17 protein-coding genes and 1 pseudogene are annotated in these 23822 nt (G+C 69.6%); 6 read left to right on the forward strand and 12 right to left on the reverse strand.

Annotated features, from left to right (window positions below):
- The 3 genes and pseudogenes from APZ21_RS09465 to recC all read right to left on the reverse strand — a co-directional run.
- Positions 1-240, reverse strand: a pseudogene (locus tag APZ21_RS09465) (exodeoxyribonuclease V subunit alpha); the annotation flags it as partial.
- The gene (locus tag APZ21_RS09470) at positions 237-3584 is read right to left on the reverse strand and encodes a UvrD-helicase domain-containing protein (RefSeq protein ID WP_054812889.1); all 3348 of its coding nucleotides are present in this window, start codon (positions 3582-3584) and stop codon (positions 237-239) included. The pseudogene APZ21_RS09465 and the gene APZ21_RS09470, both read right to left, overlap by 4 nt.
- A 109-nt stretch (positions 3585-3693) precedes the next feature.
- Complete coding sequence (gene recC / locus APZ21_RS09475; protein ID WP_054812890.1) at positions 3694-7113, reverse strand: exodeoxyribonuclease V subunit gamma; 3420 nt, start codon at positions 7111-7113, stop codon at positions 3694-3696.
- Positions 7114-7302: 189 nt separating this feature from the next.
- On the opposite strand from recC, the gene APZ21_RS09480 reads away from it, so the two are divergent.
- From APZ21_RS09480 to APZ21_RS09490, 3 genes are all read left to right on the forward strand, one after another.
- Complete coding sequence (locus APZ21_RS09480; protein ID WP_239476558.1) at positions 7303-7497, forward strand: hypothetical protein; 195 nt, start codon at positions 7303-7305, stop codon at positions 7495-7497.
- A 99-nt stretch (positions 7498-7596) separates the two neighbouring features.
- The gene (locus tag APZ21_RS09485) at positions 7597-8457 is read left to right on the forward strand and encodes a serine hydrolase (RefSeq protein ID WP_239476559.1); all 861 of its coding nucleotides are present in this window, start codon (positions 7597-7599) and stop codon (positions 8455-8457) included.
- A gap of 193 nt (positions 8458-8650) precedes the next feature.
- Positions 8651-10087 (forward strand): NAD(P)/FAD-dependent oxidoreductase, encoded by a 1437-nt coding sequence (locus APZ21_RS09490; RefSeq protein ID WP_054812892.1) that lies wholly within the window; start codon positions 8651-8653, stop codon positions 10085-10087.
- 76 nt (positions 10088-10163) lie between these two features.
- Here APZ21_RS09490 and APZ21_RS09495 read toward each other — a convergent pair whose 3' ends face one another.
- The 8 genes from APZ21_RS09495 to APZ21_RS09535 form a co-directional block, all read right to left on the reverse strand.
- The gene (locus tag APZ21_RS09495) at positions 10164-10535 is read right to left on the reverse strand and encodes a hypothetical protein (RefSeq protein ID WP_054812936.1); all 372 of its coding nucleotides are present in this window, start codon (positions 10533-10535) and stop codon (positions 10164-10166) included.
- Positions 10536-10548: 13 nt separating this feature from the next.
- Positions 10549-11022, reverse strand: a complete 474-nt coding sequence (locus APZ21_RS09500) for a roadblock/LC7 domain-containing protein (RefSeq protein WP_239476560.1) — start codon at positions 11020-11022, stop codon at positions 10549-10551.
- Entirely contained in the window at positions 11019-11726 is a 708-nt protein-coding gene (locus tag APZ21_RS09505) for a hypothetical protein (protein WP_054812893.1), read from the reverse strand. Before APZ21_RS09505 ends, APZ21_RS09500 begins: the two co-directional genes overlap by 4 nt.
- The gene (locus APZ21_RS09510) at positions 11716-12111 is read right to left on the reverse strand and encodes a hypothetical protein (protein ID WP_239476561.1); all 396 of its coding nucleotides are present in this window, start codon (positions 12109-12111) and stop codon (positions 11716-11718) included. The genes APZ21_RS09505 and APZ21_RS09510 overlap by 11 nt, the downstream gene beginning before the upstream one ends.
- Before the next feature lie 924 nt (positions 12112-13035).
- The gene (locus APZ21_RS09515; protein ID WP_063125107.1) at positions 13036-13740 is read right to left on the reverse strand and encodes an urease accessory protein UreD; all 705 of its coding nucleotides are present in this window, start codon (positions 13738-13740) and stop codon (positions 13036-13038) included.
- Entirely contained in the window at positions 13730-14434 is a 705-nt protein-coding gene (ureG, locus tag APZ21_RS09520) for an urease accessory protein UreG (RefSeq protein ID WP_054812894.1), read from the reverse strand. The genes APZ21_RS09515 and ureG overlap by 11 nt, the downstream gene beginning before the upstream one ends.
- Before the next feature lie 29 nt (positions 14435-14463).
- Positions 14464-15114: an urease accessory protein UreF gene (locus tag APZ21_RS09525; protein WP_054812895.1), complete on the reverse strand. Its 651-nt coding sequence runs from the start codon at positions 15112-15114 to the stop codon at positions 14464-14466.
- Between the two features lie 749 nt (positions 15115-15863).
- A complete protein-coding gene (locus APZ21_RS09535) occupies positions 15864-17498 on the reverse strand; it encodes an MFS transporter (protein WP_082392966.1) in 1635 nt (544 codons plus the stop codon).
- Positions 17499-17587: 89 nt separating this feature from the next.
- Here APZ21_RS09535 and APZ21_RS09540 point away from each other — a divergent pair, with 89 nt between their 5' ends.
- Positions 17588-18286, forward strand: a complete 699-nt coding sequence (locus APZ21_RS09540; RefSeq protein WP_054812897.1) for a TetR/AcrR family transcriptional regulator — start codon at positions 17588-17590, stop codon at positions 18284-18286.
- Between the two features lie 119 nt (positions 18287-18405).
- Here the strand turns inward: APZ21_RS09540 and APZ21_RS09545 are convergent, their stop codons facing one another.
- Positions 18406-19176 carry an ESX secretion-associated protein EspG gene (locus tag APZ21_RS09545; RefSeq protein ID WP_054812898.1) on the reverse strand — a complete coding sequence of 257 codons (771 nt, stop codon included), beginning with the start codon at positions 19174-19176 and terminating at the stop codon, positions 18406-18408.
- A gap of 381 nt (positions 19177-19557) precedes the next feature.
- Here APZ21_RS09545 and APZ21_RS09550 point away from each other — a divergent pair, with 381 nt between their 5' ends.
- Together APZ21_RS09550 and APZ21_RS09555 are read left to right on the forward strand one after the other, a co-directional pair.
- Positions 19558-20550: a trypsin-like serine peptidase gene (locus tag APZ21_RS09550; protein ID WP_054812899.1), complete on the forward strand. Its 993-nt coding sequence runs from the start codon at positions 19558-19560 to the stop codon at positions 20548-20550.
- Between the two features lie 10 nt (positions 20551-20560).
- Positions 20561-23779 carry a trypsin-like peptidase domain-containing protein gene (locus APZ21_RS09555; RefSeq protein ID WP_162240324.1) on the forward strand — a complete coding sequence of 1073 codons (3219 nt, stop codon included), beginning with the start codon at positions 20561-20563 and terminating at the stop codon, positions 23777-23779.
- Positions 23780-23822: the final 43 nt, after the last annotated feature.

A 23822-nucleotide genomic window follows, 5' to 3' on the forward strand; every position in this document is an offset into this window, starting at 1 on the left:
CGGACCGTATTCGTCGGCGTCCACACCGATATCGCGCATGCGGTCGACCTCGAGGCACACCGAGCCCGACCGCACCGCGCGCACCGCGAGCGCGGCCGCGAACAGCACGGATTCGTCGGATTCGCGTCCGAGCCTGCCCAGACGCAGTGCGACGTGCACATCGGCCGCCGACAGCACACCGGCCTCGTTGAACGTCCGCAGCAGCCCGGTTCCGCGCTGCGCGATCTGGATCGAGGTCACGGCACCGCCCCGGCGAGCAGATCCGAAACCGCCTCGATCAGCGTGTGCGGCGGCCGCCAGGTGAGCACGCCGCGATCCGGCGGTGTGTCCGGGCCGATCATGCCGCGCACGAACAGGTACGCGCAGCCGCCCAGATGGCGGCCGGGTCGATAGCCGGGCAGCCGCCAGCGCAGATAGCGGTGCAGGGCGACCGAATACAGCAGCGCCTGCAAGGGATAGTGCGAGCGGGTCATCTCCGCGACCATGCGATCACGGGTGTAGTGCTCGACGGTGAGGTCACCGGTGCCGAGCCGATTGGTCTTGTAGTCGACGATGACGAAACGTGGCGTGTCGGCGGCCACGGACAGCCGCAGAACCGCGTCGATACTGCCGGTGAGGTAGCCGCGCAGCGGGGTGTCACCGAGTGCGGCGACCTGATCGGCGTAGCCGCGGAAGGGATCGTCGGCGGGCAGGTGGGCGCGCAGCAGGTCCGCGATCCGGCGCAGGGTGGCCGCGCCCGCGGTCGGCGTGTCGCCGCCCGCCAGCGGCAGCTCGAATTCCAGTTCGTTGAGCTGGTCGCGGGCGGCGATGTCGGCGAGGCAGCCGAAGCCGAGCGGTGTGCGCAGCACGGCGAGCAGGGCGAGCGCCAACCGGTCGACGTCGATCTCGCCCATGGTCTCGGCCACCGCCTCCCGGCAGCGCTGCCGCACCTCGGCGGCGAGGTCGGCGGCGTCGCGGTCGACGCGTTCGAGTACGCCGTGCACGAGGGTGCCGAATTCCGCGCCGTAGGGCAGTGCGTTCATCAGTGACGGGGCGCCCGCGAAGGTCTCCGGCTCCCAGACCGCGACCTCGGCGGGCTCGTCACCGGTACCGGGCCCGTCCTGCTCGTCGGCGGCGAGGTCGTGCGCACCGGCGGTCAGCGCGGAGTAGGACGTGCGCCGCCACAGATGATCCACCACCCGATCGAATCGCGCGGCGGCGAGATCCCCCGGCTCGGTCGAGGTGCGCGCGCGCCGCACCTCGACCGAGTCGGGCGCGTCGACGGCGGTCACCGACACAGCGCGCGGAACCACCGACGCCCAGGTCGTGAGCGTCGCGTAGGCGACGGCGTCGGCGGGCACGGCGGCGCGGACCGGAACCCGCGACCCGCCGTCGGGTCGGCCGAAGATCAGGCGGTGCAGCGGCGCGGTCGAGGTGGTGAACGCGGGCGCCCACCACGCCACCACCTGCGATCTCGCCCGGGTCAGCGCGACGTAGAGCAGCCGCAGTTCCTCACCGGCCTCCTCGTTCTCCGCGCGCAGTCGACGTTCGGCGAAGCCGGGGGCGTCCTGGCCACCGACATCGAGCATCCGCGTGCCGTCGTCGGCGTGGAAGAGCAGGATGCCGGGATCGGGTTTGGCGTTGTCCCACGCGAAAGGCAGGTAGACGATCGGGAATTCGAGGCCCTTGCTCGCGTGCACGGTCGCGATCTGCACGGCCGCGGCGTCGCGGTCGAGGCGGCGGGCGCGGTCGGCGACACCGCCGGAGGCGGGTTCACGGATGCGGTCGGCCAGCCACCGGGTCAGCGCGGTCAGGCCGAAACCCTCCGCCAGCGCGACCTGATCCAGCAACTGGGCGATATGGCGCACATCGGTGAGCCTGCGTTCGCCGTTCTCGACCCGCAGCAGCCGCCCGGCGAGATCGGCCTCGGCCGAGAGCTTTTCGAAGACCGCGGCGAAGCCCGCGCGCGCGAACAACCGCGCGGCCTCGCGCAACTGCGCGCTGACGCGCCCGACCAGATCGGCTCCGCCGCTGTCGATCTCGGCCGCGGTCACGCCGAGGACGGGCGTGCGGGCCGCCAGCCGCACCCGGTCGGACCGATGCGGCTGTTCCAGTGCGCGCAGCACCCACAACCAGTCGGTGGCGCTCTCGGTCTCGAAGACGCTCGTGCCGCCCGCGGGCACCGAGGCGATGCCCGCGCGATCCAGTGCCGCGCGCACGACCTCGATCTGTGATCGGCGACGCACCAGCACGGCGATGTCTCCGGGGCCGACCGGCCTGCTCTCGGTCTCGCCGTCGCCCGAGAGGTGCAGGCGCGTACCGGATTCCAGTAGACGCACCAGGTCGGCGGCCAGATCGTCGGCGACCTTGGCGCGCAGCCGTCCCACCGTGGGGAACCCGGACTTGTTGAGCGGTCCGGCGCCGGTGCGCGGCAGACAGCGCAGGCGCAGCGGGGCCGCCAGTTCCCCTGGGCCGGACAGCCTGCTCCACGGCCGGGTCGCGGTCACCGGATGCACGACGATCCCGGGGTGGCCGAGGGCCGCGCCGCCGTGCAGGTGGTCGAGCGCGGCGAGCAGACCCGCGTCACTGCGCCAGTTGTCGGTGAGTTCGCGGCGACCGTCGGCGTGCGCGACCGCGTCGAGATAGCTGAGCACCTCCGCGCCGCGGAAGGCGTAGATGGCCTGTTTCGGGTCGCCGACCAGAACCGTGGTGGCGCGGCCGTGGAAGGCGCGGCGCAGAATGTCCCATTGCAGCGGGTCGGTGTCCTGGAATTCGTCCACGAGCGCGACCCGGTAGCGCCGTCCGATCCGCGCGCACGCCGCCGCGCCGTGCACCGGGTCGGCGAGCACATCGTGCAGCAGCACCAGCAGATCATCGAAATCACGCAGTCCGGCCAGGCGTTTGCGCCGCGCGGTCTCCGCGCGCACCGCCGCCGCGAAGGCGACCCGTTCCGCCGCCACCGCGCCGACGTCGCCGGTCGGGGCGAGTGCGGCGTGCGGGTCGGCGACCGCGGCCAGCGCGAGCGCGTGCGCCTGCTTCAGGTCGAAGGGTGGTCCACTGCGGGCGTAGCGGTGCAGGTAGAGGTCGTCGGCGACGGTGCGCACCAGATCGTCCACGGATTCGACCAGGCGCGCGGCGGGGTCGTGTTCACCGGCCAGACCGAGTTCGTCGAGCATGCGCTGACAGAAGCTGTGGGTGGTGACGATGGTGCCCGCGTCGAAATCCGACAGTGCCGTCAGCAGCCGCTCGCGCCGCCGTCGGGTCCGCTCGTCTCCGTCGCGGGCCAGATGCCGCACCAGAGCGTCGCGGTCGGTGCGCGCCGCTCGCGGGTCGGCCAGTGCGGCGGCCACCGCGACGAAGCGGTCCCTGGCGCGTTCGCGCAATTCCTGGGTCGCGGCGCGGCTGAAGGTCACCAGCAGCAGTTCGGAGATGTCGATGCCGGTCTCGGCCACGTAGCGGACCGCGAGACCGACGATCGCGTGGGTCTTGCCGGTGCCCGCGCTGGCCTCGAGCACGGTGGTGCCGCTTGGCAGTGGTCCGAGCGGATCGAACGGCTCGGCGGCGCCGAGTGCGGGCGAGGCGAGTTCCGTGTCCTGAATCGTCATGTCGGACCCCGACTTCCACCGTCCCGCGCCCCCGGGCGCACCGCAGCGCACAGCCTACTGCGCGGCGGCCGCGAATCCGGGGAGCACACGCGGGCGGTGCGGTGATCGGTCACGGCTGCCCTTGCGTCTCGACCGCCAGCAGCGGGGCCCACAGCCTGCGCGCGAACGCCCCGAAACGCGTCCGCTCCCCCGCCTCGCCCGCCGGGGCGGGGGCGGCGGTGAGGTCGTCGAGCCGCGGTGCTGCGCCCCAGACATACCGCAGGTGGCGGTCGGTGTGGTCACCGTATTTGCCGGGACCGTTGGGGCCGCCGTCGAATTCGCGCTCCGCGGCCGCGAACGCCTCCTCGGCGCTGCCACCCCGGAATCGGCGCTCGGCGTATGCGGCGGTGGCCGTCGGCGAGACAGGCAGCGGTTCGGTGAGCCCGAGGTCGCGCAGCCGCACCAGTTCGCGCAGGATCGTGACGGCCTCGGGCGCGGCGGGCGCGGTGATCTCCGACCGCCACACCGGTCGCCGGAACTGGCCGCGGCCGGTGGTGACCGCCTGCCAGCCGCGATCCTCGGTAGCGGCCAGCGCCAGCACCGAGACCCACGCGGTGAGGCGGTGTTTGGGCGCGAGGCGCGAATACGTGGCGCGCACCAGCATCTCACCGCGCACCTCGGGCACGGTTCCGGTCAGTCTGCGGCCGTTGCCGAGATCGATGGCGATATCCACCGCGCGCGGCTGGGCCTCGTAGTGGCCCGCGCACGCCCGCACGAGGGTGTCGACGGTGTGCTCGATCTCGTCGAGCACCGCCGCGCCGAGTCCGAACGGCGGCAGCGTGCCGCGCCGCCATTCCGCCGCGCGCAGCGCCGCCGCGTCGGCGCCGGTCAGCCGGGCGGCCAACATGCGTTCGCCCAGTTCCCATTTGGCGAGGCCGTCCAATTCGATGGGAATCCGGTCGGCGATGTCCTGCTCGTGTTCGGGGACGCGCAGTCCGAGCCGTTGCCACAGGAAGGCCCGTACCGGATGTTCGACGAACGACAGCAGATCCGCCAGCGCCACATCGCCGGATCCCGGCGATGACAACGGTTCCGGCAGGAAGGCGGGCTGCGGCCGGGCGGGCGCGGCCGCGGCCACCGCGCCCGCGAGCGCGACGGTGTCGAAGCTGAAGGGCCGTTCGGGGTGGAAGTTCGCGCGGTCGAAGCTCTGCAACGGATGGCGAACGAGCACGCCGGACAGGTCCTCGCCGACGTATCCGCGCACCACGTCCAGCAATTCGGCCACCGGAATCGCGGGCGGGCGCTGCACCCCCGACACCGGATCGGCCCCGGTGTGCAGCAACAGCAGCGTCTCCCGCGCCGCCAGCAGCGAGTCCAGCAGCAACTGCCGATCCTCGGCGCGCGGATCGCGTTCGCCGACGAGGGGGTCGCGGGCGAGCGCGTCGTCACCGTCGGTGCCGCCCCCGCGCGGGAACACCTCGTCGTCCAGACCGAGCAGCACCACGACGCGATGCGGCACCGACCGCATGGGCGTGAGCGCGCACACCGTCAGCTCACCGGTGCGGAAGTTCGCTCGGGCGGGCGCCGCGGCCAACCGTCCGGCCAGCAGCACCCCGACATCGGCCAGCCGCAGCGGCGTATCGCCCGCGTGATCGGTGGCCGCGGCGAGTTCGCGCCTGGCCTCCGTGCGCAGCCACGCCTGACTGTCGGGCACGTCGGTGAGCAGGTCGAGCGCACGCCCCAGCACCGCGGCCCATTCGTGCGCGGGCCGGGGGCCGCGCAGGTCGCGCAGGCAGACCGCGAGCCGATCGATGAATTCGGCGAAGCGACCCGCGAGGTCGACGTCGTTGCTGTCGACGTCGTCGAGCGGCAGCGCCAGATCCAGCCAGTCCTCGGCGGTGTCGTCGGCCGTGACGCCGAGCAAGATCCGGTCCACCGCGCCGTTGAGGGTGTTCTGACCGAAATCGCTCAGACCGAACAACTGCCGTTGGCGCTGCCCGATCCCCCAGCGCGCACCCGATTCCGCGGCCCACTCGCGCAGGCGCTCGATCGCGTCGTCGTCGAATCCGCAGCGCCTGCGCACGGTTTCGGCCGCGGCCAGATCCAGGACCTGCGTCACCGTGACGCGGCCGTCGGCCAGTTCCAGCAATACCGCGATCACCGACAGCAGCGGATTGGTCACCGCCCGGCCGCGATCGGCGAGGCGGACCCGCAGCCCCTGCGCCGGATGCGCGCCGTCATCGCCTGTTTCGCCCGCCCCGGCCGTGCGCGCGCCGAAGGCGGCCATGATCAGCGGCGCGTACACCTCGACCTCGGGGCACATGATCAGCACGTCGCGCGGTTGCAGGGTGGCGTCGGCGGCGAAGAGGCCGAGCAGCGCCTCGCGCAGCACCTCGACCTGGCGGGCAGGTCCGTGGCAGGCGTGGACGCGCAGACTGCCGTCGGCGACCGCGCCGCAGCCGGGCGGCCACCGGTCGTCCCTGATATCGGCTTGTACCGCGCCGAGCAGGCTCGAGACGGGCGGCCCGGATTCCGCACGTTCGTCGGTCGCCGCCGCGCTCGCCACGCGCTGTTGCAGTTCCCGCGCCTCGCGGGCGAGCCCGGCCAGCAGCGGGTGGCGCACCAGGGCGGCGGAGCCGTCATCGGCGCGGCGACGCACGAGCGGCGCTCCCGACAACGCCGACCACATGGCCGGACTCGGGTGCGCCAGCCACAGATGCACATCGCGTGCCGCGCCGATCGCGACGAGGGCCTCGAGATGGTCGACGGGCAACCGTGTTACACCGAACAGCGAGATCCGTTGCGGCAGAGCGAGAATGGCGGGGTTCTCACGCAGTGCCGCACATCCCGGGGCCAGCCGTTCGGCCGGGCTCGGCACCCCGATCTCGGCGCGCAGCCGCCGCCACAGTTCCGGTTGCCAGCGCAGGTCCTCGGGCAGCGCGGCACCGGCGCCGTCGGTGTCCGCGCCCGCGGCCCAGCCGTTGAGCAGGGCGGGCCGCTGCGAGGCGTAGCCGTCGAACAGGTCGCACAGATGCGCGGCGGTGGCGTAACGGCGGCCGACGCGGTGTTCGGCGTCGACAGACTCGGCCGCGCCAAGGTGCCGGGTCAGCACCGCCGCCCACGGCTGCCCCACCGCGGCGTCGATCACCCGCAGCGCCGCCCATACCATCCGTTCGCGCGTCCACGGGTCGTCCTCGGGCGCGACGCCGCAGGCCGCCGCCAGCGCGGAGGCGACCAGCGCCGAGGGGGTGGGGAAGGCGATATTGGCCGTCACGCCGTCGCCGCCGACAGAAACGGAGCCGCCGACAGAAACGGAGCCGCCGACAGAAACGGAGCCGCCGACAGAAACGGAGCCGACAGATACGGACCGGTCGGTGGGTCCGACGCCGAGCGCGCGCGAAAGCCGTTGCACGAGCCAACGTTCCACACCCTTGGCAGGTACCGCGACCACCTCGGCGGCGAAGGGATCGGGCAGCGCGATCGCCAGCAGGTCCGCCAGCGCGTCCGCCAGGGCGCCCGCGTGCTCGGCCCGGTGGATGTGCAGCGGCATTGGTCGTTTATACGCCGGCGACCGCGTCGCAACCGACCCACCCTCCGCCGAAAAGTGAAATGAACCACAGCTCGACCGCACGCGCGGCCGTGTCGCGGCGGGCGCGCCCGGCCCGTATGCGACAGTGCTGCCCCGGGGAGGAACGGAGAGCAGGATCGAAAGGCTGGTTTCGCGTTCATGGATGCGTCGGTGATTCCCCTCGTCCCCAAAGACGGATTCACGGTTCGCCGGGTCGGCGAGCGCTGGGAGTTGATCAACTCCGGGTTCTACGGTCGCGGCGTCGTCGTGCACACCTGGCCGCGCGAGCGGCACGCGGAGGCGTTCGCGCACTGCTACCGGCTCAACGGGCGCGCCGTCGAGGAGCTGTACGCGGCCTTCCGGTGACGAAATCCGCTGTGGTGCATCGCTAGCGCTCGCCGCCTCGATGTGCCATTGTGGACCCTCGTGCGTTACCCCTCGGCCGACACCCGGACACCTTCCCGCGTGGCCACATCAGCTTGTGTCCTCGCCACCGCCGCGATCATGCTGTCGAGCGCGCCCGCCTTTCTGCCCGCGGGCGGATTACCCGGAGCGTCCGCCGCGCCGGTCGTGCCGGTGCGCGGCTGCCTGGCGGGCTTCGACTGCGATATGAGCCAGCGCATCGAATCGGTCGACAACTATCTGCGCGGCCGTCCCGGCAGCACCGGCTACGTGCTGCGCGACCGGGTCAGCGGCGGGATCTACGCCAACGAGAACGCCGAACAGTCCGTGTGGACCGCGTCCACCATCAAGCTCGCCATCGCCGTCGACCTGCTGAACCGTGCCCGTGTCGGCGCGATCACCCTCGGCCCCGACGACCGCGGCCTCATGGAATCCATGCTCGCCACCTCGAACGATCAAGCCGCCGACGTGCTGTGGAACAAGTACGCCGGACTCGACCGGATGGCCTACAACAACGCCTTCCGCGCCAACGGCATGTCCTCGCTGGTCCCCCAGCCCACCTCGACGGCGCTGTTCCCGGACTGGTCTTTCCAGAAGTGCACCGCCGCCGACCTGGACCGGCTCATGGACTTCGTGCTCACCCGCATGCATCCCGACGATCGCAACTACCTGCTCGACCGCATGCGCGCGGTGGATTTCAACCAGCACTGGGGCGTGTGGGGCGCCGGTGCGAGCATGCGGCCCGGCCTGAAGAACGGCTGGTCGGCCGAGGAGGGCGGCTGGGTCGTCAACTCGGTCGGCTTCGCGGGCCCCGGTGAGCGCTACACCTTGGCCATCATGAGTTCGCTCGGCTCCGAAGGCGGATACACCGAAGGCGCCGAGACCGACACCAAGGTCGCGCAGATGCTGCTCGCCGGACGCTGATCGCCGCCGCTGACGGGCCGGTAACCCGGGCGCGCGGCTCCCACGCGCCCGGCCCGGGTCGGCGTCGTGGCGCGCCGCCGAAGATCACGAACCGGGAGTTCGCCGCGACGGCCTCCGGTGCGCCGACTACCGTTGGTCGGGTCATGGAACCCTTTCGCCGGGGCAGACCCCGGGCCAGTCGAGGAGCACGACGATGAGCACTCAGGATGTCGAAACCCATCGCCACCGCGTTGTGGTGATCGGTTCGGGCTTCGGTGGCTTGTTCGGCACCAAGCACCTCAAGCGCGCCGATGTCGACGTCACCCTCATCTCCAAGACCTCCACCCACCTGTTCCAGCCGCTGCTCTACCAGGTCGCAACCGGCATCCTCTCGGTCGGCGAGATCGCCCCCGCCACCAGGCTGGTGCTGCGCAAGCAGAATAACGCCAAGGTCCTGCTCGGCGAGGTCATCGATATCGATCTCGAGTCGAAGACCGTCACCTCGCGACTGCTCAACCAGAACACCGTCACCGAATTCGACAGCCTCATCGTCGCGACCGGCGCGCAACAGTCCTATTTCGGCAACGACCGTTTCGCCACCTACGCCCCGGGCATGAAGACCATCGATGACGCACTGGAGCTGCGCGCGCGTATCCTCGGCGCCTTCGAGGGCGCCGAGCTCGCGACCACCCAGGAGATGCGCGACAGGCTGCTGACCTTCGTGGTCATCGGCGCGGGCCCCACCGGCGTCGAGCTGGCCGGGCAGATCGCCGAACTGTCCGATCGCACCCTCGAGGGCACTTTCCACAACATCGACCCGCGTGACGCGCGGGTGATCCTCATCGAGGGCGCGGGCGCGGTCCTCGGCCCGATGGGCCCGAAACTCGGCGGCAAGGCCCAGCGGCGGCTGGAGAAGATGGGCGTGGAGATCCAGCTCAACGCCATGGTCACCGATATCGACGCACACGGGGTCACGGTCAAGGACGCCGACGGCACCGTCCGCCGCATCGAATCCTCGTGCAAGGTGTGGTCGGCGGGCGTGCAGGCGAGTCCGCTGGGAAAGATGCTCGCCGAACGCTCCGACGGCACCGAGACCGATCGCGCCGGCCGGGTCATCGTTGAACCGGATCTGACCATCAAGGGGCACCCGAACGTCTTCGTCGTCGGCGATCTGATGTCGGTGCCGGGTGTGCCCGGACAGGCACAGGGCGCCATCCAGGGCGCAACGTACGCGGCCAAGCAGATCAAGGCGGGCCTGAAAGGCCAAGCGCCGCAGGACCGTAAGCCCTTCGCCTACTTCAACAAGGGCAGTATGGCCACGGTGTCGCGCTTCAGCGCCGTGTGCCAGGTCGGCAAGCTGGAGTTCGGCGGGTTCGTCGCGTGGCTGGCCTGGCTTGCGCTGCACCTGTACTATCTGGTCGGCTACCGCAGCCGGATCATCACCGTGATCCAGTGGTTCGTGACCTTCCTCGGCCGCAGCCGCGGGCAGATGGCGGCCACCGAACAGTGGGTCTTCGCCCGTCTCGCGGTTGAGGCGGTGCAAGCCGATCAGGATGAGGCCGACGAACTCGCGGCCGCGCTTGGCGCGCCACCGGCCGAGAACGGCCGCACCGCCGCGGAGAAGGCCGCCGCCGAGCGCCGCGCGGGCTGAACGGGAACGTACCCCCGCACCGTCGCACGCGGGGGCCGTCTCGCCCCGCTCCCACCGCCCTGTGCGAACGAACCGGTCAGACCTCGAGTTCTTCCTCGATGCCCTTGAGCCGGTGGCGGGCCAAGGCGAGGTTGGCGCGGTTGCGGTCCAGCGCCAGGTAGAGGAACAGGCCCTTGGATTTGCGGCCGGTCATCGGCCGGATGATGTGGTATTGCCCGGACAGCGTGATCAGCATGTCCTCGATGTCCTCGTTGAGCCCGAGCTGCTCGATGGTGCGCATCTTCGCGCGCACGACCTCGGTGTTGCCCGCGCTCGCGACCTGGAGGTCGAGGGCCTTGGAGCTACCGAGGGTGCCGAGCGCCATACCGCTGTTGTAGTCGACGACGGCCGCACCGAGCGCGCCGTCGATCACCATCATGTTCTTCAATGACAGATCCATATTGGACATGTCGATTCCCTTCTTATCCATCGGTGTTCGATGTCTGGTCTCGTCCGTCGGCGGTCGCCGACAGATGATCGGCGATACTGCGCGCCACCGGCCGCGACTCCAGGTGGAGCCTGCCCACGTTCGCCTCGGGCCCGGCCAGCACCGTCAGCGAGGTCCAGCCCGCCGCGTACACGACCACGTGCCCTTCGGTGCCGCGCACGACGACCTCGTGGAATCCACCGCCGTGCGCGGTCGTCGCCAGCCGGTAGGACAGCGCCAACTGCGAGGCCGACAGCGCGGCCATACCGTTGGGCTCGATGTGGGAGGGCAGATCGTGGGCGATGAGCAGTCCGTCGCTCGATGCCACGAGCGCACCGGTCAACTGCGGCAACCGATCTCGCAATGCCTTCAGTTCGGCCAGCACCACTTCGTTCGGATCGGGTACAGACACCGCCACCTTGGTCAACCTTCCCATCAATTCGCCGAGCAGTTTTCTCCGCGCGGTCACGCAAGCTCCTCCAAGGCCGCCAGGACGCGGACGAGCGTCCCCCGGTCGACCGGCTCCCAGCGGTCGGGCACGACTTCCGCGGTCCGGGTCCGCCGCCGGGGCAGCGGGGCGGGGCCCGCGACCGGCTCGGCGATCAGGCCCGCCGCGGTGAGGTCCCGTACCGCGACCAGACAGCCGTAGGTGGTACGGCCGAGGTCGCGCGCGATACCCGCCACGGTGCGTTCGGAGTCGGCGGCGGCCAGCACCTCGGCCTGGCCCCCGGGCAATGGGCGTCGCGGCAGTCCGCGCACGGGCACCACCGGGGCCCGGTCGACCAGATCCGCGGGCCACGGCCCGGATTCCGGGTCGCCGCGGCGCGCGCATTCGCGGACCAGGTCGCGCGGCGGCACGCGGCAGACCGGAGCCAGCCAATGCGGTGGCGCCGGGCGGAATTCGGGTTCGGCGCGAGCACCGGAGGCGAGCAGGAAGTAGCCCGCGTCGAAGACCGACAACAGGGCCAGCGCCTCCAGGCGTGGGTGGCCGAGCAGGCTGGCGGGATCGCCGCCCGCTTCGACGACGAGCCGGTCCAGTCCCGCGGTGCGGCGGCATTCGACCGAGGCGATGGCGCCGCCCGCGAGGTGGAACGCGCCGTCGCCCGCGCACAGCGTCCCGGTCCGCCCTTCCTGTTCCAGCCGCCGCAGTTCGACGGCCAGGTCAACGCCCATTGCCGACCTCGGCGAAGTCGGCGAGTATGCCGCGCAACCGGAATCGCGCAATGGCCAGGTTTCCGGTGTCGCCGTCGAAGACGACATGCACGAACAGCCTGCCGTCGAAATCGCCGGGGACCGGGTTGAGCAGGTGATAGCCGAGTGTGCCGCACACGATCAGTTCGGTGATGTCGTCGCCCTCGCGCGCGGTGCTCAGCGCCGGACAGCCGACCACCGCGCGGATGACGTCCGTGGTCGCCGCGGCGTCCTCGTGTTCGTCCACCAACTCGTGCCTGCCCGCCGCGGCGATCGCCAGACCGCTCGCGCCGTCGACCAACGTCACACTGCGCGCACCCGGAATCTCCATGATGCGTTGCAGGCAGCCGTCTATACCGATCACCACGCCCCGCCCTTGTCCTGTAAGGGTTTCAGGATTCGAGACGCTACACAGGATTCACGAGCCGTGTAAAGGTATCAACTGAGAATTCTCGGGGCTCGAGGCATTTTCCCAGCAATCGCGCCAAGAATACCTTTCGGTTTCAATTCCATTCGGCCCCGAATGCGACCACAGGTTCGAATACCAGCCGGTAACAATACCTTTCGGTCTATGAAGTGCGCATCGATCCGGCCCGACGGCGCACGGCCGCCCGAACCGAGCCGCCGCCGACCGCGCCGCGCGGCCGTCGCGCGAATCCGCACCCGGGAGCCGGCACGACAGCGCATGGCCCGCAAGCCCTCGACGGAGGGCCCGACGAGCAACGATACGGACACCCCGGGCGGCACCACCGCGGAAATTATCGGTACGGCACAACGGAACTCGATGAAATCCGCGACGACGCCCCACCCCGCGCCCGTCCATACCTCCCTCGATAACCGAATGGCGACGCCGCCGCGACCGGTCCGCATCCGAGGAACCGACGACCGCCGTTCTGCCGACTTCGGATCCGACCACCCCCGATCGAATACTTCACATACCCGGGCGCGTCGCCCCCGAAAGGTGGACGCCGCCATACCACGCACGGCTCTGTCCAGCGCTTATCGGTCACCACCACAATTCCGCGAAAAGGCGGATCACCCAGATTCTCCTTTATCGCAAAGAAATAGGACACATCAGGTATCCACGATTTCAGGCTGGCTCGATAATTCTCGCCCCGCAAATTTCGCGGTACGTGTCTCGCGCACCATAGAGCACTCCACGGGAAAGTGCATTCGCAATCTGGCGACCGCGAATTCGACCGGCCACGCGCCGCGCCGGAAAACTTGCCGCCACGCCGACGCGACCACGGCGACGCCATGCGGCGCCGCTCGGATAGCGGCGTGTTCGCGGTCAGCGGACGGTAATCGGCGACGCCACCGGGAGGACCGGTGCGTCGCGCCGGTCGGCCACCGGCAGTGTGCGGCCAAGGCCGGTGAACAGCGAGCCGCCGCCCGCCAACGGCAGCCGCGCCGCGGTCAGCCCGTCGACCGATGCCGGACGGTCGTCCGGGTAGACCAGTTCGCTGTCGAGGGCGCGCGGGGCGGCGAGCACATCGTCGGTACCGCACCCCACGCCGAGCGCGAGCCGGTGGCGCACCAGCGCCACACCGTCCACATCGGCCACCAGGTCACCGACCCAGCCGCCGCCGTCCTCCCCCACCCGGCCGATCTGCACCCGCTCCCGCAGTCGAATTCGCGCGTCCGCGGCCAGCAGCACCTCGGTGCGCGCATGATGGCGCGCACCGCCCGCCACGATCATCGGCTCCGGTTCGACCTCGAGCAACGCACCCGTGTCGACCTCGTAACGCCAACGCGCCCACGAGGATACGGTCGCGGCACCGGGCAGGGCGAGCGTCGCGGCCACCGACCGGATCACCAGTCGGGCGCCGGGGCCGACCACGATGCGAATGTCCAGGTCGTCCCCGCCGAGCGGGGTGGCCGCGGTGCCGATCAGATGGATCGTGTCGGGCGCGGTGTGACGGGCCGTGAGACCGCCGGTCGCCGTGATCCGCGGCAGTTCGCCCGCCCGCGCGAGGACGCGTAACTCAGTGCGCAACGACGGAATCCGCCGCGCTCTCGGCCGCGCGCAACTGCTCACGCACCCAGGCGAGCACCGGCGTGGCCGCGGGATCGGCGGTGAGCGAGATCAATACCGTCGGCCTGCCCTCGCGGACCCCCGCGGCGTCGCGTTCCATCACCCCGAGATCCGCGCCGACCATCGGCGCCAGATCGGTCTTGTTCACCACCAGCAGATCCGAGAACGTCACCCCCGGTCCGCCCTTGCGCGGCACCTTGTCCCCGCCCGCCACGTCGATCACGAAGATCTGCACGTCGATCAGACCGGAGGAGAAGGTCGCGGTGAGATTGTCGCCGCCGGATTCGACCAGGATCAGATCGAGGGGCGGATTCGCCTCGATCAGATCGTCGATGGCGTCGAGATTGGCGGTGATGTCGTCGCGGATCGCGGTGTGCGGGCAGCCGCCGGTCTGCACGGCGGCGATGCGCTCGTCCGGCAGCACCGCGTGCCGCCGCAGGAAGTCGGCGTCCTCGGTGGTGTAGATGTCGTTGGTCAGCACCGCCAGCGACAGTTCCTCGCGCAGCTGACGGCACAGCGCCGCCACCAGCGCGGTCTTGCCCGATCCGACCGGACCGCCGATGCCGATGCGCAACGGCTCCCCCGGTGTGCGCTCGCGCCGGGGACGGTCGTGCGAATGATCGTGCGGTGCGCCATCGATCAGATGCGGCGGCATGGCGAATTCCCTTCTCTCGGTAAACGCGGTCAGCTCGCGAACAGCGGCATCTCGCGATGCGGGTGCCGTTCGGCCAGAACATCCTGGAGCGGATCGGAGAACGCGGCGAGTTCGACCGCGGCCTCGGCCGCGGTTCGGTCGCACAGCTCGGTCAGGCGGAAGGTGCACGCGGCGACGGCGGCCGGGTCGAGGGCCAGCAGGCGCTGCGCCGCGGTCGCCGCCCCGGTCAGGGTGGTGTAGACGACCACACCCGCGATCTCCACCGAACTCGAATCGCAGGCCGCTCCCACCGCGCCGAAGACCGTCGACAGATGCGGCCGCGGCCCGAGTTCGTGCCATGGCTCCCGCGGCCACACCTGTTTGGCCAATCGCAGCAGCCCGCGCCCCTGCGCCCGCGAAGCTGCCCGCGCCGCGGGTGCGAGAGTGCGCGCGTCGGCCTCGGCCTCCGCCGCGGCGACCGTGAGCCCGCCACCGCACACCGCGGCCGCCAGCGAGGCCGCCACCAACGCGGAGGTGCGGATACGGCGGCTCAGATACGCCTCGACGGTCGCGATATCGCGCACGATCCCCGAGGACACGGCCTCCTCCATGCCACCGGAATGCACGTGCCCGCCGATCGGCAGCCGCGAGTCGGCCAGGGCCAACAGGATCGCCCGGCTCGTCGCACCGCTGTCTCGCATCCGCCGATCCTATGCCCGCACTCGCGACCGAGTAGTACTACGCATGCCGACGAGGTGGAACCCCGTTCGCGCGGGGCGCCGATCCGGGTGAGGATGGTCGGATGTCGAATCAGGGGGAATCAGCCGACCGCGCCTCGGTGGGTCAGTGGATCGCGCGCGGGGTCGCGGTGGCGATTCTCGTTCCGGTCCGGTTGCTGTGGGAAGCGCTGAAGCTGCTCGGCCGCACGACGGTCGCCGCGCTGGTGTTCCTTCTCGAACGGCTGCTGACGCCGCTGGGTTCACTGGTACGGCACTGGGTGATCCGGCCCGCCTGGCATCTGCTGAAGGATTTCGTATGGGACTGGTTGCTGCACCAGGTGCTGTGGGGTCTGATCCTCACCCCCGTGCTCGCCTTCCTGCTCGACTTCGTGCTGCGACCGCTGCGGCGCGCGATCGAGGAATGGCTGTGGCGGCGCGTGCTGGTGCCCGCGGCGCTCACGCTGTGGCGGCATGTGCTCGTTCCGGTGGCGACCCAGCTGTGGCGATGGGTGCTTCGGCCCGTGGCCCGCGTCGTCGTCGGCGTCGTGGCACTGCTGCTGGAATGGCTGGTCGCGCGGCCGATCGTCGCACTGTGGCGGTGGGTACTCGCGCCGCTGTTGCGGGTCTCGCGGGTCACGCTGCGCTTCGGCTGGCGGATGGCGACCCGCGTCGTCACCGTGCTCGTGGTCATACCGTGCGTGTACGTCTACCGCACGGTGTTGCGGCCGGTGTCATCGGCGCTGGGGACCGTCTGGAACGCGCTGGTCACGCGGCCGGCCCGCTGGGTCCACCGCGGTGTCGTCGTGCCCATGAACCGCTGGGCCTCCGAACTCGTCGGCTCGGTGTTCGGGCGATGAGACCGGCCCGGACGACCCGCGCGGCGCGGCGGCGCGTTCGGGTCGACGGTTCGCCATCAGCGCGATCACGGCCATGACCAACAGCAGCGCCGCACCGACCGAGGTCGCGACGTGCAGGCCCTCGACGAAGGACTGCCGTGCCGAGTCCACCAGCGCGGCGTCGCCGCCGGAACGCTCGACGGTCTCGCCGAGGGTCGGCGCGTAGTCGCCGCCGGAGCGGAACACCAGCGCGGCCAGCGAGCCGAGCAGCGCCAGACCCAGCGCGTTGCCCAGCTCGAAGCTGGTCTCGGAAATGCCTACCGCCGAGCCCGCGCGCTCCGGCGGCACCGAGGACACCGCGACATCGGAGACCAGGGTGAACGACAGGCCGTAGCCGATTCCCGCGATCGTCGAACCCGCGAGATACCAGGCGGGACCGCCGTCCACGCCGAGGCCGAGCAGCAGGAGATTGCCCACGCCCGAGGCGATCAGCGCGAGCACGAAGGTGGCGTGCACGCCGATACGGTGGCCGACCCGCGCGCCGCCCATCGAGCAGACGAACACCGCGAGGGCCATCGGAATGCCGAGCAGCGCCGCCGCCAGCGGCTCACGACCGGTGACCGACTGGAGGTACACGCTGGTCAGATAGCTCAACGCGGCCAGCGACATCATGCCGACCAGACTCGACCCGATGGCGACCGAGAACTGTGCGCGCTTGAACAGCCGCAGGTCCAACAGCGGTTCGGCCAGGTGGCGCTGACGCCGGACGAACAGGGTCAGCACCGCGAGACCCACCGCGAGAATCGCGATTCCCGCCGCGTCGACGCCCTCGGCCGCGGCGTGTTTCACCGCGTACACCACCGGCAGGATGCCGCCGATCGACAGCGCCGCACTCGGTAGATCGAGCGGTCCCAGGACCGCCGAGCGATGTTCGGGCAGGACGAACGGACCCAGCGCGAGCAGAATGACCAGCACCGGAATATTGATGAGGAATACCGCGCCCCACCAGAAATGGTGCAGCAGCAGCCCGCCGATGATCGGGCCGACGGCCGAACCGCCCGCGAAGAAGGCCGTCCACACGCCGATGGCGGCCGCCCGCTCGCGCGCGTCCGGGAACAGACCCGAGATGAGCGACAGACTCGACGGCAGCAGCGTCGCGCCGCCGATGCCCATGAGGGCCCGCGCCGCGATGAGCACCGCGGCGCTCGGCGCGAAGGCGGCAACGACCGAGGCGATGCCGAAGACCGCGGCTCCCGCGAGCAGGATATTGCGCCGCCCGACGCGGTCGCCGAGATTGCCCATGGTGATCAGCAGGCCCGCGATGAGGAAGCCGTAGATGTCGAGTATCCAGAGCTGTTGGGCGGCGGAGGGGTCGAGGTCGAGGGTCAGCCTCGGCATGGCCAGGAACAGCACCGAGATATCCATCGAGACCAGCAGCACCGGCAGCAGCAGCACCGCGAGACCGAGCCTGGCCCGCGGCGGGCGGACCGGCGCGACCCCCGCCGTCCGGGGCGCCTCGACGTGTGTCATCGCCGACATCCTCTCTACTCGCGTACACCGTACGCGTCGTCGGGTACAGTGTACGCATACCGGCACGACAAGCGGAAGCGGGTCATGGGATGACCGATAACAAGCTCACTCGCACGGCGATCGTCGACACCGCCATCACCCTCGCCGACGACGAGGGCATCGACGCGCTGTCCATGCGCCGCATCGCCGACCGCATGGGCGTTGGCGCCATGTCGCTCTACCGCCACGTGGCCAACAAGGACGAACTGCTCGCCGCCATGACCGACGAGGTCTCCCGGCGCAATCCCTACCCCGATGCCACCGGCACCCGCTGGACCTGGCGCGACCGCGTGCGCATCGCGGCCGAGACCGACTGGGCTCTCTACCAGCAGCACCCGTGGGTCATACTGGCCTTCGCGACTCCGCGCTACAGTTTCGGCCCCGCCGGACTGGCCTGCCTGGCCTGGCTGGTCGAGGGCTTCCGCGAACTCGACATCACCCCGCGCGAAGCCATGCAGATGTCGTTCTCGGTGTGGAACTACATCTCCGGCGCGACACTGCCGCAGATCAGTTCCTCGCTCATGACACGCCGCGGCATCGAACCCGACGCCAACAACGGCCTGCGCGCCCTGCTCACAGGCTGTCCGATGTGGACGCCGCCGCCCGCGCTCGCCGACCTGGAGGGCGCGGGCGTCAGCGAACTGACCTCCGAGGAATTGCTCTACGCGGGCCTGGACACGCTCTGCGACGGCATCGAGGCCCGAATCCGCGCCCGCACACCGCTGTTCGAGCCAGCCCCGTCGACCTGACCCGTCGATCGCCGGGACCATCGATACCAGCGCCACGGCGGTAATATAGTTTGATGCGCATATCTACGTATCGGCAAAAATCACGGTAGGCGTGCGGAATGACGGCGTCCGAAAAGCGCTCAGCGATAGCTGGGGTCGCGTTCCTCACGGTGCTCGGTGACGGTGAAGCGGATGAGCCGCTCCAGATCGAATCCGAGTGCCGACCGGTCCACCGGTTCGGCCTCGATCCTCCCGTCGCCCGCGCGGACCAGATAGCGGCCGTCGGGGTAGTCCATGACGTGGAATCCGCGGGCGGGTGCCGAACTGTTGTTCCAGGACGGACCCGGATACACCGCCACATGCACGACCAGACTGCGCGGTCGATCGAAGAACTTCTCGGCTTCCGCCCGCGCCGAGCGCCTCGCGTCGTCGTGTCCGATGCGGTAGGTCGCGTCGGCGATCTCCACATCGTGGCGCGACACCTCGAGACCGGGCCCGCTCCCCCGCGGGGCATCCGGCAGCAGGGTCACCAACCGCCCGGGTAGTCGATCCGCGTCGAACATCGTCATCCGCACCGCGCCACCGCGATACGGCGATCCGGTCGGCTCCTGCACCAGCAGCACGGCGTGGTGGTAATGCACCGCGGCGTGGATGCGCAGCTTGTCACGGGCCACCTCGCCCGCGACCTCGACCCGCGCCTCGGGCTCGGCCAGCACCCGCATCGCCCCGTACAACTCCTCGTCGAAGACGCGATGCAGGTTGTTGGCCTCGGTCTTCCACGCCTCGTCGTACTCGGCGACCGTGTCGAAGGTCGACCGGTACTGGAGCGGATAGGGCAGCACATCCCGTTCGGCGGCACGCCACAGCACCTTGAACGCCAGTGGGGAGAACTCCCACTCCCGCGGGCTCATAGGCCGGTCACCGACGGCACGGTCCTCGCTCGGCTCACCTCGTCCAATCCCGTCAGTTCCTCACCGCTACGCTGATCGCATATTCTGACATGATTCCGTGCCGAATTCGCCGCACATTCGGTGACTTCCGTCGTATCGAGACCGTCGACCTCCGGCAGCGTGAACGGGCCCTCGTTCGGGGCGTGCCACACGGGCTTCTCACGTAAACTTCCGTATCCCGCTGCTTTTCGATCCGCACTCGACCAGCGGTGCGACGGCGGGTCGTAGCAGGGGCGGGCGGGGCATTGGAGGCCATACCGAAAATGCCCGGGGGACGGGGGCTTCGGCGTTCTCGCCCGCGCGAAGTCGGCGATCGAATGGTGAACCGGAGGCTGTTTCTGCATGTTGTCGGACTATGTGGCCAAAGACCATCGGCTTGTCGAGGAATTCCTGGACCGGTTTCCCGAGATACTCGCCGCCCACGCCGGTGCTGTGGAAGGGCTCGAGGGGCTGGAACCCGCCTGGTCGACCGACGACGCGGCCGCGGTGGCGCGCGGCGACGACTCGGATCAGGGACTGGAGGCCATCATCGAGCGTTTCGCGCGCCCGGTATACCTGGTTCAAGACGGCCGGATAACCACTCCGGGCGACAGCTTCGCCAACAGTGAAGTCATCGAGAGCAAGGTCCGCTCCGCACGTTCGCCGATAGAGGCGGCGATCCCGAGTGTGGGCAGGATCGACCTGCGCGATCACCTCATGGACTGGGTGGGGACCGGATGGGTCGTCGCCCCCGACCTCGTGGTGACGAACCGGCACGTCGCCCGGGAATTCGCGGAGCCGAACGGAAGCGGATACGCATTCTCGGTGCACTACGACGGCAATCCGACCCGGGTCACCGTCGATTTCCGAAGGGAATACGCGCGCACCGCCGAGGCTCGGTTCGCCGTACCCGAAGTCGTGTGGATCGAACCGCCCGGCGGCTACGACGTCGCCGTCCTACGAATCACCGGAGTCGGAGCGAACGACGAAAGACCGATTCCGCGGCATCTGGAACTCGCGGAAGCCGGCGACGCGGCGCCGGGCTCGTGGATCGCGGCGGTGGGGTTCCCGTACCTCGACACCCGCTGGAACCTCGAGGACCAGCAACGCATCTTCGACGGCATATACGGCGTGAAACGGATGTCACCGGGGCGAATCACCGCGGCACACGCCGACGACATCGTCGAACACGACGCGACCACGCTCGGCGGATCTTCGGGCTCCGCGCTGGTCGACATGGAAAGCGGTCGCGTGGTGGCGATACATTTCGGCGCGGACCGGTACCGACATCCGACGAGCAACCTCGCCGTCTCCGCGAGTCGTATCGCCGATATCGTGCACCGGCATGCCCGATGAGGTCCGACCCGTGAACGACACGAGGCAATCCGGCGCGGGAACGCCGCCCGAAGACGGGCTCGAGGGTCTCGTCTCGCCCCGGTACGGATTCGAGGACGCCTCGACGAATCTTCGACTCGCCGCGGAACGGTCCCGCCGCACCTGCTTGATCCGTCGACACGGACATCCCGCGGGCAGCGGGGTACTGATCGGGTCCGACTTGATCCTGACGGCGGCTCACGTCCTCGACCCGAGGTCGTGGCCGCCCAGGGATGGGGTCGAGGGACTGACGGCGGCATTCGACTATCGTGCGGCGAGCGAGCCCGCCGCGAGCTTCGACGTCGAGGTGGACGTCATCGAGCTCTTGGAGGGCTCACCGGCGCATCAGTCGGAGATACTGGGGACCGCCGTGGTCGGCTGGGACGCCCCCGAGGACACGATGGACTACGCCGTCCTTCGGCTCGCACACGCCGTGGGAACCGAGCGCGGCTGGTTCCCGTTGTCCGAGAGGGGCTACGACTTCGCGCGCGCACCGCTGCTCTACCTGGTCCACTACCCGATCGGACATACGCAGACCATCTCGTACGTCCTCGAACCACCCAAGGTGAGTCCTCGGAGCACACGTGTCCGATACGTCACCAATACCGCACCCGGCTCCTCGGGAGCGCCGCTGATGGACATCCGAGGGCGCTTGGTCGCCATCCACCACTACAGTTCGAAAGGGGGCAATCAGGCCGTACCGACGGCCGCCATCGCCCGACGGCTCCTCGCCCGCGGGTACGCGAATATCGTTCGCTCCGTGGTTGATTCGGGCACCGGACACGGCCCGTCCGCCACCGGGAGCGAGCCGTCGATCGACGTCCCCGCTCCCCCGCCCTCCGTCGATCTCGCCAGGGAGATCCTGAAGGACTCTCCGATCGGCGTCGTCGCGATCGCGCCCGACACCTCTGCGGCACGGGACTGGAAATCGGTGCTCGACGGCAGCCCGCTGTCACCGATCATGGCCACCGAAGGAGCGATAGCCCCACGTTCGGTGGTCATCGACGGCACCGAAATGGACGAGGTCGAGTTCCTGCGGTGGCTCCGGGACAACCCCAAACAAACCGTGATGCTCGCGAGCGAACCGGGCGAGGGCAAGACCTCGTTCCTCAACCGTGTCGCCGCGAACTCCACCGACTCGCATGTGTTCTTACGCAACGCGCGCGGCCGGCGAGTCGAGATCGGCGAGATCGAGGAATTCCGTATCGCGCTCACCGAGCGCGCACGGCAAACCGGCCGGGACGGTGCGCCCGTCGTCGTGCTGGTCGTCTCGCTCGATATCGGCCGTGACGAAGCGCGCGACGCCGAACTCGTCGAGGAGTTGCGGGCGCGCAAACGGGACGACGGTGCGGTCACCGTCGTCATCGAGGGGCGTTTCGCTCCGGTCGCCCGCATCAGGGCGCGCGTCGGAGCGGTGAGCTCGGCCCACCTGACCCCGTTGGGCCCGTTGGACGCGCGGCAATGGGTCGAGATCTATCGCGAGGCGCTGGAGCAGGCGATCGCGGCGGGAATGGCGGACAACGCGATCGCGGCGCGATGGCCCAACCTCCGGGCCTTCCTGGACATGTCCCAGCAGCAGCAGGACGACATCCTGCTCGACCCGACCTCGCCGGTCATCGTCCGCGTCATACGGGCCGTCTACGGCGCGGATATGTTGCAGCGGCTCGTGGACGAGTTGGACCAACTCGCCCCGGAGGACCGACTCGCCTACTTCCAGATCTGTTTGGGTACGCTGGCTGAGAATAAACTGCTGGAATCGCATGTGCTGACGATGTTCCCGGGAGCCGCCGTCGAGGAACGATCCCGGCATGATCCGTGGGTCGAGGACGACGGCTATCACTTCGCCCGCCATCCGCTCGTCGCCCAAATCGTCCTGCAAGAGGTGGGCGGCGCGCACCGGATGCTGTCACACGCCATAGGTCTGCACATCGAACGCATGGCCGATTCACCGGAAGACGCCGATGCCGTCCTGAGACTGCTCTCGGTCGTCAACACGCTTCCGACGATCACCGAGTCCGCGTCGCAACGGCTTCGGGCCTCCCTCGTGGAGGCCCTGCGCCTGCGCCTGCTCGACTTCGACGAGTTGACCACGGTCATCTCCGACAGCGAGGACAGCGAGATCATCTACCGATGGGCATGCGCGGTACGCGAGCTGATTCCGAACGACGGTGAGAAGGGACGCGGGCGCAGCGGCAGAGGGGCGATGGCCGCGCGCCTGCGCGGGTTGGCCTCCGACCTGTTCGCACTCGCGGGCGAAGCGCCCGGCGCGCGCTGGCCCGACCGGGCGAGATTCGCGCGGCGATGCCTCGATCTGGACACCGCCGCGATCGACAATACCGTGACCAGCGACGACATTTACGAATTCGTCACCACGTTCGCCGAATTCCGTGCCGAGTCCTGGTGGACCCGAAGAAACCATCTGTATATGTACACCTGGGCGCACGCCGGTGTACGCGCACTGCCACTGCACGAACTGCGCGGCGAGGAACTCGCCAAGGGACGCGACCTGTACGAGTCGATGTTCATCTTCTACGAGTACGTCGCGTCGACATACTCCGATACCGATCGACACACGCGACAATTCCTGCGGTATGCGGGCACGATCATCGACCTCCATCTACCGGACGACGCTTTGACGATGGTGCAGAACGCGATTCGTCTCTCCATCGAGCTCGGCTCCCCGGACTGGCAACTGTGCGTGATCTATTCCGAATCCCTGCTCGACGGCCGATGCGACAACGCGCGAATGCGAAAGGTATTGGCAGCACAGGCATACCACAACCTCACAGAGGCGGCGCGCTACCACCCGAATCGCCACGAGATCCTCCTGCATCTGGCGTTGTTGCACACCCGCTTCGGGACGGGTTCGAGAACCCGACTCCTCGACCTCCTCCATGAGAACGTCCCCCCGTCCGGATCGTACGGCCACGGCTACTACCTGCACGCATTGGCGCTGCTGGACGACGACGACACGGCGAAGGAGCAACGCCTGCTGGACGCGGTGGCGAGTTACTGGCAGCGCACGTCGATCGAGAGGAAGCCGAACGACGACATCAGCAGGGAATTGCACGGCGCCAAGTGGAAGTTCTCACGAATCGAGATCCTGTGGAGGTTCGCGGTAGCGGAACTGACGAAGACGCAATCCGAACCCGCGAAGTCGGCGCAGCGCAAATTCTATCAACGCCGAGCCGAATACGAGTTCGTCGTCTGACGGCTCGGCGACCGATCGAGTTCGCCGACGGTCGACGATTTCG

The sequence above is a fragment of the Nocardia arizonensis genome (assembly GCF_001310275.1).
Classification (GTDB): domain Bacteria; phylum Actinomycetota; class Actinomycetes; order Mycobacteriales; family Mycobacteriaceae; genus Nocardia; species Nocardia arizonensis.